Genomic DNA, 16,111 nt, shown 5'->3' on the forward strand with positions numbered 1-16,111 from the left:
GCATGTACCTGCCTACTGCCTCTCACCGCGTTTGAAGGCGCTGTCAGTGGCGCAGTGCACTATCGGTAGTGGGAGGTGGTGCGGGTGCGGACCGCATACGACTGTGACGTGCTGGTGATCGGCGGCGGGATCGTCGGCCTGTCGACGGCGTACGCGATCACCCGCGCCGCACCGGGCACACGTGTCACCGTCCTGGAGAAGGAACCGGGCCCGGCCCGGCACCAGACCGGACGCAACAGCGGCGTCATCCACAGCGGCATCTACTACCGCCCCGGCTCCCTCAAGGCGCGCTACGCGGTGCGGGGCGCCGCCGAGATGGTCAAGTTCTGCGCCGAGTACGGCATCCCGCACGCGGTCACCGGCAAGCTGATCGTCGCGACCGACCGGGCCGAGCTGCCCCGGCTGCACGCGCTCGTGCAGCGCGGCCGGGAGAACGGCATTCCGGTGCGGGAGCTGGGCGCGCCCCAGATCGCGGAGTACGAGCCGGAGGTGCGGGGCCTCGCCGCGATACACGTCGGCACGACCGGCATCTGCGACTTCGTCGCGGTCGCGCGTCAGCTGGCGCACGGCTCGGGGGCGGAGATCCGGTACGGCACGCGGGTCGTCCGCGTCGACCGCCGCCCCGAGCGGGGGGTCGCGGTGCTCACGGCGGCGGGGGACGTCGTACGCGGGCGGGTCATGGTGAACTGCGCGGGCCTGCACTGCGACGAGATCGCCCGGCTGACCGGGGACGAGCCGGAGGTGCGGATCGTGCCGTTCCGGGGCGAGTACTACGAGCTGGCCCGGCCGGAGCTGGTCCGGGGGCTGGTGTACCCCGTCCCCGACCCGGCGTTCCCCTTCCTCGGGGTGCACCTCACCCGCGGGATCGACGGCGGTGTCCACATCGGTCCCAACGCGGTGCCGGCGCTGGCCCGCGAGGGGTACGGGTGGGGCACGGTCCGCTGGCGCGAGCTGGGGTCGACGCTGACCTGGCCCGGTTCCTGGCACATCGCCCGCCGGCACTGGCGGTACGGGGCGGGTGAGCTGCGCCGGTCGCTGTCCAAGGCGGCGTTCACGGAGGCGGTGCGCAGACTGCTGCCCGGGGTGTCCGAGGACGACCTCGTGCCGACGGCGGCGGGTGTGCGGGCCCAGGCGGTACTGCGTGACGGCACGCTGGTGGACGACTTCCTGATCCGCGAGGGCCCCCGCACGGTCCACGTACTGAACGCTCCGTCCCCTGCGGCCACGGCGTCCTTGCCGATCGGCAGGGAGGTGGCACGCAGGGCGTTGAGCGCGCTGTGAGTGTGCCGGGCACTCGGCGTTGGCGCTGGGGCCGGGTGGGCCCGCAGCTGGGTGAGTCCACGACGCGCCCGCACTCGCCGGACGACGCAAGGGGACGTGTCGGGGGTGTCCGCCCGCAGCGGTTGGCGCGTCAACGCCAGTCAGTCGGTCAGTGGGTCCATCGCGCCGTTCCGAGGACGGACACCCCCCGGCGCGGCCCCGACCCACCACCCGGCGTCACGCGCTACGCGCACCCCCACGCACCGGCCGTAAAATCGACCTCACTGTGTCTGACTCCGTGAACACCCCTGAAACCCCGCCCCAGCCCCCCGCCCCCGGCGTCTCCCTCCGGCACACCCGGGCCAAGGGAGAGCCGCGCTTCCCCGACGGGCCGAAGGCCGACCCCGCCGGGTCGCACTTCGAGCGGCGGATCCGGAGTTTCCAGCCCCGGCGGAGCCGGGTCACAGCCGGTCAGGCCGACGCTCTGCAGCGGCTCTGGCCCAAGTGGGGCCTCGACATCGACGGCAGCCGGACCCTCGACCTGCCCGACCTGTTCGGCAACGACAACCCCGTCGTCCTGGAGATCGGCTTCGGCATGGGCGAGGCCACCGCCCAGATGGCCGCGGCCGACCCCGCCACCAACATCCTCGCCGTCGACGTCCACACCCCCGGCCAGGGCAACCTGCTCAATCTCGCCGACCGGAACGGCCTGTCCAACATCCGGGTCGCCAACGGCGACGCGATCATCCTGCTCCGCGAGATGCTCGCCCCGGACTCCCTCGACGGCCTGCGCGTCTACTTCCCCGACCCCTGGCCCAAGAAGCGGCACCACAAGCGCAGGCTCATCCAGCCGGCCTTCCTGACCCTGGCCGCCACCCGCCTCCGGCCCGGCGCGATCCTGCACTGCGCCACCGACTGGGAGCCGTACGCCGAACAGATGCTCGACGTCCTCACGGCCCACCCCGACTTCGAGAACACGCAGGCGGACGGCGGCTTCGCACCGCGCCCCGACTTCCGGCCGCTGACCCGTTTCGAGGGCCAGGGACTGGACAAGGGACATGTCGTGAACGACCTCCTCTTCCGCCGCGTACAGCACGTGGACCAACCCCCCACCGGCGCCTGACCGCACCCGCACGTCTCCGCCTGCGGACAGCGCCCCTCCGTCGTTAGGGTCAATGCCGTGGCCACCTGCCCCCCACACCCGTCGTACCCCAGCGGCCCCACCGACGGCGCGCCCACGCCCGGCGCCCCCGGCGCCCTGCGGCACGCCCACTGGTGGCAGCGCCCCTGGGTGCGCTACGGCGCGCCGACCACGCTCCTCGCGCTCTCCGGCCTGGTCATCCTCGCCCTGGTCCGCGAAGAGACGGGCACGGAAGGGTTCCTGGTCGGACTCGGGCTGGCCGTCCTCCCGGTGCCGCTGCTCATCGCCGCGTTCCGCTGGCTGGACCGGGTCGAGCCGGGCCCCTGGCGGAACCTGGTGTTCTGCTTCGCCTGGGGCGCCTGCGCGGCGGCGCTGATAGCGATCGTCGCCAACAGCTTCGCGACGCGATGGATAGCGACGGCGACCGCGGACCCGGCCGGCGCGGACACCCTCGGCGCGACCGTCATAGCCCCCGTGGTCGAGGAGTCGGCCAAGGCGGCGGCCGTCTTACTGGTCTTCCTCTTCCGCCGCCGCGACTTCACCGGCATCGTCGACGGAGTCGTCATAGCCGGTGTCACCGCCACCGGCTTCGCGTTCACGGAGAACATCCTCTACCTGGGCACCGCCTTCGGCACCGACCAGCTCACCGGCCACACCGGCATCGCCTCCGTCACGGCGGCGACCTTCTTCGTGCGCATCGTCATGTCGCCGTTCGCGCACCCGCTCTTCACCGTGCTCACCGGCATCGGCTTCGGCATCGCCGCGCTCTCGGCGGACCGCCGCCCCGTCCGCCGCGTCGCCTTCCCCCTCGCCGGGCTGCTGCTCGCGATGGGCATGCACGCGATGTGGAACGGCTCGTCGGCGTTCGGCGAGTACGGCTTCTTCGCCGTGTACGCGGCGTTCATGGTGCCCATCTTCGGTCTGCTGACCTGGCTGGTGGTCTGGACGCGGCAGCGGGAGCTCAGGACCGTACGGGAGGAGCTGCCCGCGTACGCCGTGGCCGGCTGGCTGACCCCGGTCGAGCCGTACGCGCTCGGCTCGATGCGGGCCCGGCGGATCGCCCGCCAGTACGCCCGCCGGCACGCGGGGAAGGCCGCGGCGCGGGAGGTGGCGCGGTACGAGGCGTACGCGACGTCCCTGGCGTTCCTGCGGCACCGGGCCGGCCGCGGCCGGGTCGGTGCCGACTTCGTCGTCCGGGAACGGGAGCTCCTCGACGAACTGTGGCGGCGCCGGGAGACGGCCCGCCCCGCGCTGGATCACGCGGCCCGGATCACGGCCCCTCCGGTCCCGGTGGCGGCCCCGCCCTGGCCGGTGTACGGGGTGTACGGCTACGGCCACCAGCCGACGCCGTACCCCGCCTACAACCCGTACCGCTCCTAGGGGGTGTCCCCGGGCCCGCTTCAGGCAGAGGCCTCCGTGAGCCGCTCCACCTCCGCCTCGGAGAGGGTCAGCTCGCCCACGCCCAGCAGCGCGGGCAGCTGTTCCACCGTCCGCGCGGAGGCGATCGGCGCCGCCACGGTCGGCTGCGCGGCGAGCCAGGCCAGCGCCACGGTGGCGACGGGCACGTCATGCGCCGAGGAGATCTCGTCGAGGGCGTCGAGGACCTTCCGCCCGCGCTCGGTCTCCAGGTGCCGCGCGGCACTGCCCGCCCGCGCGCTGTCGACGGTCGTACCGGGCCGGTACTTGCCCGTGAGGAAGCCGGAGGCGAGCGCGTAGTACGGAACGGCGGCGAGACCGCTCCGCTCGGCGAGGTCCTGGAGTTCGCCCTCGTAGGTGTCGCGGGAGACCAGGTTGTAGTGGGGCTGGAGGGCCACGTACCGGGCGAGCCCCTCGCGGTCGGAGAACTCCAGGGACGCCCGCAGCCGCTCCGCCGAGATGTTGGAGGCGGCGATGTGGCGCACCTTCCCGGCCTTCACGAGGTCGTCGAGGGCGCCGATGATCTCCTCCACCGGCACCTCGGGCTGGTCGAAGTGCGTGTAGTAGAGGTCGATGTAGTCGGTGCCGAGGCGGCGCAGGGAGGCGTCGGCGGCGGCCTTGATGTTGGCGGCGGACAGTCCCTGGAACTCGGGGTGCTGGCTGACCTTCGTGGCGACGACGACATCGGCGCGGTTGCCGCGCGCCCGGAGCCACCTGCCGAGGACGGTCTCGGACTCACCGCCCTGGTTGCCCTCGACCCACGCCGAGTAGACGTCGGCGGTGTCGACGAAGTTGCCGCCGGCGGCGGTGTAGGCGTCGAGGACGGCGAACGACTGGTCCTCGTCGGCGGTCCAGCCGAAGACGTTGCCGCCGAGGGCGAGCGGGAAGACCTCGAGGTCGGAGGAGCCGAGTTTGCGCAGAGAAGTCATGTCCCGTGTCAACGGCCGTGCGGGGGAGGCTGATTCCACAGCGGACGCAAAACTCCCGTAAACGCCCCTCCGCACGGAACCGAGGACGCGGTTGCTCAGACGCTCAGGCCCTTGCCGCGCAGCCAGGCCAGCGGGTCGATCCCGCTGCCGGAACCGCCGGAGTGCACCTCGAGGTGGAGGTGGGCACCGGTGACGTTGCCGGTGGCGCCGACGCGGCCGATGACGTCGCCCGTGCTGACCTTCTGGCCGACGCTGACGCCGATCGACGACTGGTGCGCGTACCAGATCTCCGTGCCGTCATCGAGGGTCAGGACGGTCTTGTAGCCGTACGAACCGCTCCAGCCCGCCTCGGTGATGGTGCCGCTGTGCACCGCCTTGATCGGCGTGCCCGTGGGGGCGGCGAAGTCGAGGCCGGTGTGGTAGCCGGAGGACCAGTAGGCGCCGGCCTGACCGAAGGTCGAGGTGATGGTGTACGAGGAGGTGGGCAGCGTGTACTGCTTGGCGAGGGCGGCGAGCCGCTCGGCCTCGGCCTTCTTCCGGGCCTCCTCCTCCGCCTTCCGCTTGGCTTCGGCGGCCTTGGCCTTGGCTTCCTGCTCGGCCTTGGCGGCGGCTTCCTTGGCGGCCTTCTCGGCGGCGGCCGCGGCTTCTTCGGCGGCCTTGGTCTCGATCTGGTCCTGCTGGTGCTCGGCCTGGGCCATGATCCGGGCGCGCAGCGCCTCGCCGGCGCCGGAGCCGCCCTGCTCGGTGTCCGCCGTGGCGGTGCCGAGGCTGCTGAGCGGGGTCGCGGAGCCCTGGGGGGTGTCGTCGTCCGAGATGAGGGAACCCACCGAGGGAAGGTCCGGCACGGAGATCGACACCGGCGGCTTGCCGGTCTGGGCGCTGGCCATGCCGCCGGCGCCCACGGCGGCTATGACGCCGACGCCCAGGACGGTGGAGCTGCGGGCGAGTCCTCCGCCGCGCTGCTTGGTGACGCGATGCCGGCCGCGGACGGGACGGATGGACTCCGCGGTGGGGTTCCATTCCTGGAACGGGCCCTCGTCGGTGCGCTGACCTCCGTAGCCGAAGGTCTCGGTGTCGCGCTGGTTCTGCGCGAACGGGGCCGCGGGGGCAGGCCGGTTGGACGCCACGTGGGCGTACTCCTTTCCTTCCTTCTCGCCTACCGGGTTAGCTGACGGGTTCGGAGCAGGAAGGTCTCCTACGCGCGTATACCGACCGTGCTTCCACGGCGGTATGCGCGCGATTCACCCCAAGTGGTGGTTCCCCGGTTCCCTTTCGGGATTCGGCGCGTGCGCACGGAGCCGCCTTCTGTGACGGCTGGGACGACCGCGCTGCGTTATCGAACGTTAATAGACGCGCGGTGTGTATTCCAGCGATTCCGCTTGATCATTAACCTTTTTCGCGCGGACTTACCCGCCATGACCGGCCTAAATCGGGCGAGTTGACTGCCACGTAAGTGACTCACGGGTTTTGACAGTTCGTCAGTCGTTATGCGGAGCGATGCGATTCGCTCACCTAAAGTGACGGAGGGTCCAGAGGAAACACCGAGGGCCGGAACCCTTTCGGATTCCGGCCCTCGGCCTTCAGTAGCGGGGACAGGATTTGAACCTGCGACCTCTGGGTTATGAGCCCAGCGAGCTACCGAGCTGCTCCACCCCGCGTCGTTGTGACACCAGTGTACGCCATCCGCGGGACCGCTCGCGCACACCCGCCGCTCAGCCGCCCGGGCATGCCTCGGGGGCGGCACGGGCGCAGGAGCTGTCGGGCCGATCGGCCCGCGATCAGCACGACGGGTGGCGGCCGCACTCCGTAACGACAGGTCGTGGCCCGCACTCAGTGCGACAGGTGGCGGTTCGGGGCCTTGGCCCGCTCCTCGTGTTCCGGCAGGACGACCACCTCCACTCCCCCGGCGGCGAGGACACCGCTGCCGTCGGCCGCGGCCACGAAGGTGTCCGGCTCACGCCAGGCCGTGACGACCCTCCGTACGCCCGCGTCGAGGATCAGCCGGGCGCAGGGTGCGGGGCGGGAGGCGCGGTGGGCGCACGGCTCCAGGCTGCTGTACACCGTCGCGCCGGGCAGGCGCGGGTCGGCCGGGTCGATCTTGGCCAGGGCCGCCTCCTCCGCGTGCACGACCGGGTCGCCGCCCTCGCGGGAGTGGCCGCGGGCCAGTTCCGTGCCGTCGGCCGCGACCACCACCGCGCCCACGCTGAACGCCGTGTCCGACGGCGGGCACTCTTCCGCCAGTGCGCAGGCGCGGGCCAGCCAGTGGTGGTCGGCCGCGACCGGGAGGGGGCCGGTGCCCGGGGCGGTCGGCTCGTAGCGCATGAGGACGACGTCCTCGATCCGCCGGGTCTCCAGCAGCCGGAGCCGGCCGGACTGGTAGCCGCCGGGGCCGAAGAGGCGGGGTGCCGCCGGGTCGCCCACGAAGAGCGGGGCGAGGACCAGCTGGAGTTCGTCGGCGAGGCCCTGGGTGAGGAGCTGGGTGTGGATCACGCCGCCGCCCTCGACCATGAGGCGCCGTACGCCCCGGACGTCGTGCAGGTGGGTGAGGAGCCGCCGCCAGTCGAGGCCGGGGCCGAGGGGGACGACGTCGGTGGCGAGGCCGAGGGCGCGGGCGCGTTCGGCGCCCTGGTCGGTGGTGTAGAGGACCTTCGCGCCGCCGGTGTGCCAGAAGCGGGCGTCCGGGTCGAGCTCGCCCGTGCCGCTGACGGTGACCTTGAGGGGGTACTCCGGCTTGCCCGCGGCGGTGCGGGCGGCGCGCCGCTCCGCGGAGTTGACCAGGAGGCGCGGGTTGTCGGCGCGGATCGTGCCGGCGCCGACCAGGATCGCGTCGACGGACGCCCGGACCTCGTCGACCCGGTCGAAGTCGGCGGGGCCGGACAGCAGGAGGCGTTCGGGTCCGGTGTCGTCCAGGTAGCCGTCGAGGGAGACGGCGGCGGACAGCAGGACGTACGGGTGGGGCATCGACGCTCCGCGGCTGGTCGGGACGGCGGACGGGACAGGGCTTGGTTCAAGTTTGAAACAAACCTACACTGGCGGCATGACGACTCGCTGGCTCACCCCCGAGGAGCAGCGCGCCTGGCGCGCCTACATCGCCGCCTCGCTGCTCCTGGAGGACGCGATCGACCGGCAGCTCCAGCAGGACGCCGGCATGCCGCACCTGTACTACTCCATCCTGTCCGTCCTGTCGGAGTCCCCGGAACGGCGGCTGCGCATGACCGATCTCGCCGAGCGGCTGAAGATCACGCGCAGCCGGCTGACCTACGCGGTGACGCGGCTGGAGAAGGACGGCATGGTGCGGCGCGAGGCCTGCCCCCACGACAAGCGGGGCAGCATCGCGGCCCTGACCGACGAGGGCTTCGCCGTCCTGGAGCGGGCGGCGCCCGGGCATGTCGAGACGGTGCGGAGCTTCCTGTTCGACCGGCTCAGCGCGGAGCAGGTGGGGCAGTTGGAGGAGATCTCGGCGGCGATCGCCCAGGGCCTCCAGGGGGAGGGGACGCGGCCGGACTCGGACGACGTGCCGTGGCGGCGGAGGGCCTCGTCGGCCTGTTCGTGACGCGCGCCACAGGGGCCGCATTCTGATTGCTTCAAATTTAAAGCACGAGTAGGGTTCCGATCGTGGTTCTGCTTCAAATCTGAAGCAGTACGGCTGTGCAGCCGAACAGGAATACGGCCGAGCAGCCGACAGGAAACGGAACCCGGAGGCCCCGCATGCCCGACACCCCCGCCGTCATCGCCACCCCGCGCTCCCGCGTCCGGGTCCCCCTGCGCTTCCACGACGGCTACGAGGTCGACGCCGAGCTCGTCACCTTCCACGGCCTGGCCGACGGCCAGGAGCACGTGGCCGTCGTCCTCGGCGAACCGGGCCCGGTCCCGCTGGTGCGGCTGCACTCCGAGTGCCTGACCGGGGACGTGTTCGGCTCGGCCCGCTGCGACTGCGGGCCCCAGCTGCGCGAGGCGGTCGAGCGCATCGCCGAGCGCGGCGGCGTGCTCCTCTACCTCCGCCAGGAGGGCCGGGGCATCGGCCTCTACAACAAGCTCGACGCGTACGCCCTGCAGGACCAGGGCCTGGACACGTACGAGGCGAACGCGGCCCTGGGGCTGCCGGAGGACGCCCGCGACTACACCGCGGCGGCCCAGATGCTCCGGGCCCTGGGCATCGGCGAGCTGGACCTGCTCTCCAACAACCCCGACAAGGCGGGCCAGTTGCGCGAGCTGGGCGTCGGTGTGCGCGACCGCGTCCCCACCGGCGTCTTCACCACCGCGCACAACGTCCGCTACCTGCGCGCCAAGGTGCTGCAGACCCAGCACACGCTGCCGCTCGCCGCGCTGACGGAGCTCAGCGCCGGCTGATCCGGCTGGAGCACTGAACGAGACTGCTTGTCCCTCGGCTCTTCGGGTACAGCCTTTGCAAGAAGGCGACCTCCGCTGCACCCAGAGCTTATGGAAAGTGATCGTTTCGTGACCGATCTCGACGGCCCCGGCGACCACCGGGCGAGGAGACCGGACGACGGCCCGGAGTCCGTCGCGGCGCAGATCGCCGATGCCGTGGAGAGCCTGACGGACCTGTGGTCGGTCGCCGCCCAGGAGGCCTCCCTGCGGCTGTCCCCGCACCAGCTGCGGGCGCTGCGCGTCCTGCACGCGGCGCCCGGCCTGAACCTCACGGCCCTGGCGGACCGGTTGGACATCGGCCTCCCCACGGCCAGCCGGCTCTGCGACCGCCTGGCGGCGGCGGGCCTCCTGGAGCGCGTCCCGCACCCGGACACCCGCCGCGAGGTGCTGCTGATGCTCACCCCGCACGCCCGGCACGTGCTGGGCGAGGTCGCCGACCGCCGGACACGGGCCCTGGCAAAGGCCCTGACGGCGATGGAACCGGCCGAACGGGCGGCCTTGAGCAGGGGCCTGCGGGGGTTCCTCACGGCCCAGAACAGGCCGGCACGCCACGACAGGCCGCCCGGCGGCTAACCGGAACGGGCCGCTACGCCCCCGGCAACCAGCCGGAACCGGCCCCCGGCAACCAGGGAACCGGTCTCCCGGCAGCGGACCGGTCCGTGCGCCACGACAGGCCGCCGGCACACCAGCCGGAACCCGGCCCTCACGGCGACTTGGCCGAGGAGGGAGATCGTCTCAGCCCGTCGCCAGCATCCCCGAGCGCAGCCGCGCCACCGTCCGCGAGATCAGCCGGGACACGTGCATCTGGGAGATGCCGAGGCGGGCGCCGATCTCCGCCTGGGTCAGCTCCTCCACGAAGCGGAGGTGGAGGATCAGCCGCTGGCGCTCGTCGAGTTCGGCGACCAGGGGGGCCAACGCGTGGAAGTCCTCGACGAGTTCCAGGGCGGGGTCCTCCTCGCCGATGAACTCCGAGAGCGTCGCGTCGCTCTCCTCCGCGTCGCCGCTGACCGCGGCGTCGAGGGAGGAGGACAGGTAGCCGTTCGCCGCGATCTGGGCCTCGACGACCTCGTCCTCCGACAGGTTCATCAGCGCCGCCAGTTCCGCGACCTTCGGCGCGCGGCCCAGCCGGGAGGCCAGCTCCTCGGTGGCCTTGGCGAGTTCCGTACGGGCCTCCTGCAGGCGGCGCGGCACGTGCACGGCCCAGGACGTGTCACGGAAGAAGCGCTTGATCTCGCCGATGATGTACGGCACCGCGAAGCTGGTGAACTGCACCTCGCGGGAGACCTCGAACCGGTCGATCGCCTTGATCAGCCCGATGACGCCGACCTGCACGACGTCGTCCATCGACTGTCCGCTGCTGCGGAACCGGCGGGCCGCGAACCGCACGAGCGACATGTTCATCTCGATGAGCGTGTTGCGCGCGTACTGGTATTCGGGTGTGCCCTCCTCCAGCACGGCGAGCCGGTCGAGGAACTGTCCGGTCAGCTCGCGCGCGTCCTGCGGGGTGAGCTTCTGGGGCTCCGCGATCTGCGGCAGCACCTCGCCGGTGTCGGTGCCGGAATCCGTCGTCGTGCCGATGCGCATGGTCGTCGTCACGGGCCCTCCCTCGTAGTTCCGGCCCGCTCCGATCCCCCGACAGGCCACCACCAGCGCCGCTACCCGCACTCGCCCGGCTCATGCCCCGCGTTCACCCCGTCGAGACGTAGACCACAGTCGATGCAGGTCGGGGCGGTGTCGGGGTACCCGCAAGCGTGTTGTGACGGTACGGGCGACTACGGGCAGGAGGGTGGGCGGTGCGACGGAGAGGAAGAGACCAAGGGGTTCCCGGAGCGAACAGTTGTCGTTTGACAACTATAGTTGCAAGGCAACAAAGTAACCGTGCCACAGGGCCGCGGGAAAGGAAACGGAAGGGCCGAGCCGTTCCCGCGGGAGGCAGGTCAGGCAGTCCGGGTACCGGACGCGCGGGAGTCGTCGGAGTCGTCGTGTATCTGGGCCGCCGCCGCGTCGCAGAACGCCTCCAGCCCCTGCAGCAGGGCGACCCGCTTGGCGGCGGGCATCTGGTCGAGCACCGCGCGCAGCGCCTCCTCCCGGCGCACGCGCAGATCGGCCAGGAAGGCCCGGCCGCGGCCGCTGAGCCGCAGGCGCACCTCGCGCCGGTCCACCGGGCTGACCACGCGCTCGACGAACCCGGCCGCCTGGAGCCGGTCGCACAGCCGGCTGGTCGAGGGCGGGGTGGAGGCGAGGGAGTCGGCAAGCGTGCGCAGGTTGATGCCCTCGTGGTGCTCCAGGATGAGCAGCACGCGCAGTTGGGAGGCGGACGCCGGCGCCGTCGAGGCCCGGCCCCACAGGACCTCCAGCAACTCCGCGGCCGTGGAGGTCACACGGGCGACCTCTGCTGGCTCAGGGCGGGGTCGGAGGGAAGTCACAGTCACACTCTCGCAGGCACCGGGATGGCCGTCAGCGTACTAGGCACGCGAGCGGCCGGGGCGGCACCGGCCCGGGCCACGGCCGCCCACCACGCCGTCGACCGTACGCGCGAGGCCCCGCACGCGAGCCCCGAACGGGACGACCCGCACGCCGTGACCCGCGTGCGATGCCCGTACGAGACGCCCCGCACAACCCCACAACCCGCATACGACGCCCCGTACCGGACGACCCGCACCCCATGACCCGCATCCGACGCCCGTGCTGGACGCCCCGCACAACCCCATGACCCGCATCCGACGGCCGCGCCCGTGGGCCCCGTGCCCGAGGGAGCGTCGACGACCGACCGAGGATTGGTGTTTCGACCATCGTGACCGCGACCGTGAACAGATTCGTGGCCGCCGAGCGTGCTCTGCGCACGGCGGCGCCCCACCAACTGCTGGACGCGGTCCGTCGTGTACTGACCGATCAGTACGCGGCGGACTCCGTCGAGCTGTTCCTGGCCGACTACGGCCTGACGGTGCTTCAGCCGGTGTCCGTGCTGCCGCACACCCTCCAGCCGGTGCCCGTGCACAACAGCCCGGCCGGCCGGGCCTTCGGCGCGCAGGAGCCGTACGTGGAGCCCCTTACGGGTGACCTCGTGCGCGCGCACCTGCCCGTCACCGTGCGCGGCGACCGCCTCGGCGTGCTCACGGTGACCCTGCCGGGCGGCGAGCACTCGCAGGGCTGCCTGGCCGAACTGGCCGAGATCGCCCAGGTGCTCGGGCACGAGGTGGTCGTGGCCGAGCGGGACACCGACCTGTACCTCCAGGCCCGCCGCAGGGACCGGCTCACCCTCGCGGCCGAGATGCAGTGGCAGCTGCTGCCCGGCCGCTCCTGCGTCCGCCCCGAGTACGAGCTGGGCGCGCAGCTGGAACCCGCGTACGCGATCTTCGGCGACAACTTCGACTGGTCCGCCACGGCCGACCGGCTCAGCCTCTACGTCACCAACGGCATGGGCGAGGGCATAGAGGCCTCCCTGCTGACGAACCTGGCGATCAACGCCCTGCGCAACGCGCGCCGGGCCGGCATCCCGCTGGCCGACCAGGCCGCCCTGGCCGACCAGGCGGTGTACGCCCACTATCGGGGCCGCTGCTACCTGTCCGTGCTCATGCTCGACTTCGAGCTGGCCACCGGCCGGGTCCGGGCCGTGGACGCCGGGTCCCCGCACCTGCTGCGGCTGCGTCAGGGCGCGGTGGAGCGCGTGGACTTCGACGCGCAACTGCCGCTCGGCATGTTCGAGGAGACCGACTACGTGGCCCAGGAATTCCGGGCCGAGCCGGGCGACCGGCTGGTCTTCGTCAGCGACGGCGTGTACGACGTCGCCTCGCCGCGCGGAGAGCCGTACGGCGACGCCGCCCTGTCCCGGGCGATCCAGTCGACCCGGCTGCTGCCGGCCGCCGAGGTGCCCCGGGCCATCCTGCGCGAGCTGACCGGCCACCGCGGCAGGCCCGTCCCGGACGACGACGCCCTGGTGGTCTGCCTGGACTGGCGTGGCCGGTGAAGGACGGGGCAGGCGCCGGTCAGGGGCGTGGAGAGAACTCGTTTGGTGGTGCCGTACGGCGGCACTAATGTTTGTCATTTGGCAAGTAACGGCTGAGGCGCCGTCGCGTGACCTCGGTCCGGCCAGTGCAAGGGAGCGATGCAGGTGTCGGTGTCGGTGTCAGTGTCGGAAGAGAACGCGGAGCAGGAGCCGGCCGCCCAGCAGGTGAGCGCCTTCCTCGAACGGCGCCGGGAGCAGATCGCCCAGCGGTGGGCGGACGCCGCGCTGTTCCGCACGGTCTTCACCGTGTCCCGCGACGAGGCGGTGGAGGCGGGCAGGGCCGTCGCGGCCGCGCTGGCCGCGGTGGCGGCCTCCGGGCGGGTGGACGACATCCGGGCGTCCGGATTCGAGGCGGTGCGCGACCAGCTGGGGCGGATGGCGGCCTCCCGCGCCCGGACGGGAGCCGACCAGGACGGCATCGCCGACGAGGTGGCCGCCCTGCGCGAACCGGTGACCGAACTGCTGCGCGCCGAGTACCCGGACCCGTACGCCCCCGAGGCCCAGGAGCCGCTGCTGGCGCTGACCGTGCTCATGGGCACCCTGCGCCTTGTCGTGCTGGAGACGACGGTCAGCGCCGGCGAGGAGGTCATCGCCCGGCAGCGCGAGCAGCTGCACGAGGTGGCCACCCCCGTGATCAAGCTGTGGGACAGCACGGTCGCCGTCCCGCTGATCGGCACGCTGGACAGCGCCCGCAGCCAGGTGGTCATGGAGAGCCTGCTGGACGCGATCGTCGCCGAGCGCGCCCGGTACGCCATCCTCGACATCACCGGCGTGCCCACGGTCGACTCGCTGGTCGCCCAGCACCTGATGAAGACGGTGGCGGCGGCGCGGCTGATGGGCGCCGAGTGCATCGTCTCCGGCATCCGGCCCGCGATCGCGCAGACGATAGTGCATCTGGGCATCGACCTCGGCACGGTCCTCACGCGCTCGAGCCTGGCGGACGCCCTGGCCTACGCGCTCAGCCGGCAGGGCGTGGGAATCGGGCCGGTGGCGGCGGCCGGCGCGGCGCCGACGGCCGACGCGGGCGCGCGGTGACCGGGGCCGCCGGGATCGGCCCCGCGGGCGGACACGGCTTCACCGTGCCGGTCCTGCAACTGGGCGACGTCCTGCTGGTCACCCTCCAGGGGGAGCTGCACGACGGGATGGCCGAGCAGCTCCAGCAGGACGTCACGGCCCGGATCTCGCACACCCGGGTGACCGGTCTCGTGATCGACATCTCCGGGGTGGAGATCGTCGACTCGTTCCTGGGCCGGGTCCTCGCCGAGATCGCCGCCGGCGCCGGCCTGCTGGCCGCCCGTACGGTGCTGGCCGGGATGCGCCCGGCGGTGGCGATCACCCTGGTCGAGCTGGGGCTCACGCTGCCCGGACTGCGGACGGCTCTGGATGTCGAACGCGCGATGGAGCTGCTCGGCGCTGCCGCGCGCCCGGGTGAGGTGAGTCCGTGATGCGGGCCGGCCACGCCGCACCGGCCGTCGTGCCGATCGGCTCGGACGCCGACCTGGCCTGGGTCAGGCAGCAGGTCCGGCAGGCCGCCGCCGAGCTCGGTTTCGGCCTGGTGCAGCAGACCAAGCTCGTCACCGCGGCGAGCGAACTGGCCCGCAACACCCTCGTCCACGGCGGGGGCGGCCAGGTGCGGATCACCCCGTTGGACACCGGGCGGTCGCAGGGCCTGCGGCTGGCCTTCGTCGACACCGGCCCCGGCATCCGCGACCTGGAGCAGGCGATGACCGACGGCTACACCAGCGGCGGCGGGCTCGGACTGGGCCTGAGCGGGGCCAAGCGGCTGGTCCACGAGTTCGAGGTGGACAGCCGGCCGGGCGAGGGGACCACCGTCACCGTCACCGCCTGGGCCACGCCCGTGCCGCCCTCCCGGCCGGGGGCGCTGTGATGAGCGGGGTGTGGGACGTCCCGGTGGACGACTCGACCCGGGTGCGGGACGTGCGGGTGGCGGCCGAGGAGGCCAGCGCCCTGGCCGGCCTGGGACCGCACCGCACCGCGACCGCCGCGCTCGTGGCGACGGAGCTGGCGACCAACCTGCTGCGGCACGCGGACGGCGGGCGCGTGCTCATCAACCTGGTCGACAGCGCCCGCGCCGACGGCCGGCGTGCGGCCGTCCAGCTGCTGTCGCTGGACCACGGCCCGGGCATCCCGGACGTCGCCCAGGCCATGCGCGACGGCTACAGCACCGCCGCCTCCCTGGGCGCCGGGCTCGGCACGTGCCGGCGCATAGCGAACGCCTTCGACCTGCACAGCGCCCCCGGCCGGGGCACCGTGGCCATGGCCCGCATCGACCATGAACCGGCCGTCCGGGGCGCGTCCCCGCCGCGTCCGCGCGCCGGCGGCGTCAACGTCCCGCTCGGCCGGGCCGAACACTCCGGCGACGCCTGGGAGTGGGTGCAGGGCGGCGACCGCCTGACGCTCCTGCTCGCCGACGGCCTCGGGCACGGCGCCAAGGCCGCCGAGGCCTCCACGGCGGCGGTGACCGAACTGCGCGGGGTGGCCGACCGGTCCCCCGCCGAGATCCTGCGGCACCTACGCGGGCCCCTGCGCCGCACCCGGGGCGCGGCCGTCGCCGTGGCCCAACTCGACCTCGTGTCCGGGCGGCTGGACTTCTCCGGCATCGGCAACATCGGCGCCCGGCTGCGCACCGGCGGCACCTGGAAGGCGCTGCTGTCCCAGCCGGGCATCGTGGGCGCGCAGGCCCCGGCGACCGTGCCCGTGCAGCGGGAGCCGTGGCACGCGGACAGCCTGCTCGTGCTGCACAGCGACGGCCTGCCCGCCCGCTGGACACCACCCGACGACGACACGCTCCTCACCCGCGACCCGGCGGTGGTGGCCGCGGTGATCCTCCGCGACGCGGGAAGCGCGGCCCGCCCCGTACGCGACGACACGTGCGTGGCGGTCCTGGGCGGCGCCTAGGACGCCGTACGCGCCGGTCCGCCTGCCCGATTTATCCGTAATGCGAGTATG

At 72.8% G+C, this 16,111-nt stretch carries 16 protein-coding genes, 1 tRNA gene and 1 riboswitch; of the genes, 11 read left to right on the plus strand and 6 right to left on the minus strand.

The features are described 5' to 3' along the window. The first annotated feature begins 75 nt into the window (after positions 1 to 75). From lhgO to C1703_RS18545, 3 genes are all read left to right on the plus strand, one after another. Positions 76 to 1,281 (plus strand): L-2-hydroxyglutarate oxidase, encoded by a 1,206-nt coding sequence (gene lhgO / locus C1703_RS18535; protein ID WP_114253925.1) that lies wholly within the window; start codon positions 76 to 78, stop codon positions 1,279 to 1,281. A 277-nt stretch (positions 1,282 to 1,558) separates the two neighbouring features. Beyond that, on the plus strand, positions 1,559 to 2,383 hold the full coding sequence (gene trmB, locus C1703_RS18540; RefSeq protein WP_114257489.1) for a tRNA (guanosine(46)-N7)-methyltransferase TrmB: 825 nt from the start codon (positions 1,559 to 1,561) through the stop codon (positions 2,381 to 2,383). A 57-nt stretch (positions 2,384 to 2,440) separates the two neighbouring features. Beyond that, the gene (locus C1703_RS18545) at positions 2,441 to 3,781 is read left to right on the plus strand and encodes a PrsW family intramembrane metalloprotease (protein WP_114253926.1); all 1,341 of its coding nucleotides are present in this window, start codon (positions 2,441 to 2,443) and stop codon (positions 3,779 to 3,781) included. 20 nt (positions 3,782 to 3,801) lie between these two features. Here C1703_RS18545 and C1703_RS18550 read toward each other — a convergent pair whose 3' ends face one another. The 4 genes from C1703_RS18550 to C1703_RS18565 all read right to left on the minus strand — a co-directional run bounded on the left by C1703_RS18550 (position 3,802) and on the right by C1703_RS18565 (position 7,707). After that, complete coding sequence (locus C1703_RS18550) at positions 3,802 to 4,746, minus strand: aldo/keto reductase (RefSeq protein ID WP_114253927.1); 945 nt, start codon at positions 4,744 to 4,746, stop codon at positions 3,802 to 3,804. Between the two features lie 95 nt (positions 4,747 to 4,841). Further along, positions 4,842 to 5,873 carry a M23 family metallopeptidase gene (locus tag C1703_RS18555; protein ID WP_114253928.1) on the minus strand — a complete coding sequence of 344 codons (1,032 nt, stop codon included), beginning with the start codon at positions 5,871 to 5,873 and terminating at the stop codon, positions 4,842 to 4,844. An 11-nt stretch (positions 5,874 to 5,884) separates the two neighbouring features. After that, positions 5,885 to 6,041: riboswitch (cyclic di-AMP (ydaO/yuaA leader) on the minus strand. Positions 6,042 to 6,330: 289 nt separating this feature from the next. Next, positions 6,331 to 6,404 (minus strand) — tRNA-Met (locus tag C1703_RS18560). Positions 6,405 to 6,576: 172 nt separating this feature from the next. Further along, positions 6,577 to 7,707 carry a dihydrofolate reductase family protein gene (locus C1703_RS18565; protein WP_114253929.1) on the minus strand — a complete coding sequence of 377 codons (1,131 nt, stop codon included), beginning with the start codon at positions 7,705 to 7,707 and terminating at the stop codon, positions 6,577 to 6,579. Between the two features lie 76 nt (positions 7,708 to 7,783). Here C1703_RS18565 and C1703_RS18570 point away from each other — a divergent pair, with 76 nt between their 5' ends. From C1703_RS18570 to C1703_RS18580, 3 genes are all read left to right on the plus strand, one after another. Next, the gene (locus C1703_RS18570; RefSeq protein WP_114253930.1) at positions 7,784 to 8,299 is read left to right on the plus strand and encodes a MarR family transcriptional regulator; all 516 of its coding nucleotides are present in this window, start codon (positions 7,784 to 7,786) and stop codon (positions 8,297 to 8,299) included. A 155-nt stretch (positions 8,300 to 8,454) separates the two neighbouring features. Next, positions 8,455 to 9,096, plus strand: coding sequence for a GTP cyclohydrolase II (gene ribA / locus C1703_RS18575; protein WP_037766823.1), 642 nt, complete (start codon positions 8,455 to 8,457; stop codon positions 9,094 to 9,096). 108 nt (positions 9,097 to 9,204) lie between these two features. Then, positions 9,205 to 9,708: a MarR family transcriptional regulator gene (locus tag C1703_RS18580; RefSeq protein WP_232840527.1), complete on the plus strand. Its 504-nt coding sequence runs from the start codon at positions 9,205 to 9,207 to the stop codon at positions 9,706 to 9,708. A gap of 162 nt (positions 9,709 to 9,870) precedes the next feature. Here C1703_RS18580 and C1703_RS18585 read toward each other — a convergent pair whose 3' ends face one another. After that, complete coding sequence (locus tag C1703_RS18585; RefSeq protein WP_198678427.1) at positions 9,871 to 10,719, minus strand: RNA polymerase sigma factor SigF; 849 nt, start codon at positions 10,717 to 10,719, stop codon at positions 9,871 to 9,873. A gap of 353 nt (positions 10,720 to 11,072) precedes the next feature. Beyond that, positions 11,073 to 11,516 (minus strand): MarR family transcriptional regulator, encoded by a 444-nt coding sequence (locus C1703_RS18590; protein ID WP_114253933.1) that lies wholly within the window; start codon positions 11,514 to 11,516, stop codon positions 11,073 to 11,075. 425 nt (positions 11,517 to 11,941) lie between these two features. Here C1703_RS18590 and C1703_RS18595 point away from each other — a divergent pair, with 425 nt between their 5' ends. The 5 genes from C1703_RS18595 to C1703_RS18615 all read left to right on the plus strand — a co-directional run bounded on the left by C1703_RS18595 (position 11,942) and on the right by C1703_RS18615 (position 16,060). Continuing rightward, positions 11,942 to 13,102 (plus strand): PP2C family protein-serine/threonine phosphatase, encoded by a 1,161-nt coding sequence (locus tag C1703_RS18595; protein WP_114257490.1) that lies wholly within the window; start codon positions 11,942 to 11,944, stop codon positions 13,100 to 13,102. A 138-nt stretch (positions 13,103 to 13,240) separates the two neighbouring features. Beyond that, entirely contained in the window at positions 13,241 to 14,176 is a 936-nt protein-coding gene (locus C1703_RS18600) for an STAS domain-containing protein (protein WP_114253934.1), read from the plus strand. Further along, positions 14,173 to 14,586 carry an STAS domain-containing protein gene (locus C1703_RS18605; protein ID WP_198678212.1) on the plus strand — a complete coding sequence of 138 codons (414 nt, stop codon included), beginning with the start codon at positions 14,173 to 14,175 and terminating at the stop codon, positions 14,584 to 14,586. Before C1703_RS18600 ends, C1703_RS18605 begins: the two co-directional genes overlap by 4 nt. Next, on the plus strand, positions 14,586 to 15,029 hold the full coding sequence (locus C1703_RS18610; RefSeq protein WP_114253935.1) for an anti-sigma regulatory factor: 444 nt from the start codon (positions 14,586 to 14,588) through the stop codon (positions 15,027 to 15,029). The genes C1703_RS18605 and C1703_RS18610 overlap by 1 nt, the downstream gene beginning before the upstream one ends. After that, positions 15,029 to 16,060, plus strand: coding sequence for an ATP-binding SpoIIE family protein phosphatase (locus tag C1703_RS18615; RefSeq protein WP_114253936.1), 1,032 nt, complete (start codon positions 15,029 to 15,031; stop codon positions 16,058 to 16,060). The genes C1703_RS18610 and C1703_RS18615 overlap by 1 nt, the downstream gene beginning before the upstream one ends. The last annotated feature ends 51 nt before the right edge of the window (positions 16,061 to 16,111 follow it).

Origin of the sequence: Streptomyces sp. Go-475, from assembly GCF_003330845.1 — a bacterium.
Classification (GTDB): domain Bacteria; phylum Actinomycetota; class Actinomycetes; order Streptomycetales; family Streptomycetaceae; genus Streptomyces.

Coding starts and splice junctions, on each gene's coding strand:
- C1703_RS18565 (WP_114253929.1), bottom strand. CDS start 7,707: ATGCCCCACCCGTACGTCCTGCTGTCCGCCGCCGTCTCCCTCGACGGC.
- C1703_RS18610 (WP_114253935.1), top strand. CDS start 14,586: ATGCGGGCCGGCCACGCCGCACCGGCCGTCGTGCCGATCGGCTCGGAC.
- C1703_RS18550 (WP_114253927.1), bottom strand. CDS start 4,746: ATGACTTCTCTGCGCAAACTCGGCTCCTCCGACCTCGAGGTCTTCCCG.
- C1703_RS18570 (WP_114253930.1), top strand. CDS start 7,784: ATGACGACTCGCTGGCTCACCCCCGAGGAGCAGCGCGCCTGGCGCGCC.
- C1703_RS18585 (WP_198678427.1), bottom strand. CDS start 10,719: ATGCGCATCGGCACGACGACGGATTCCGGCACCGACACCGGCGAGGTG.
- C1703_RS18615 (WP_114253936.1), top strand. CDS start 15,029: ATGAGCGGGGTGTGGGACGTCCCGGTGGACGACTCGACCCGGGTGCGG.
- C1703_RS18600 (WP_114253934.1), top strand. CDS start 13,241: ATGCAGGTGTCGGTGTCGGTGTCAGTGTCGGAAGAGAACGCGGAGCAG.
- ribA (WP_037766823.1), top strand. CDS start 8,455: ATGCCCGACACCCCCGCCGTCATCGCCACCCCGCGCTCCCGCGTCCGG.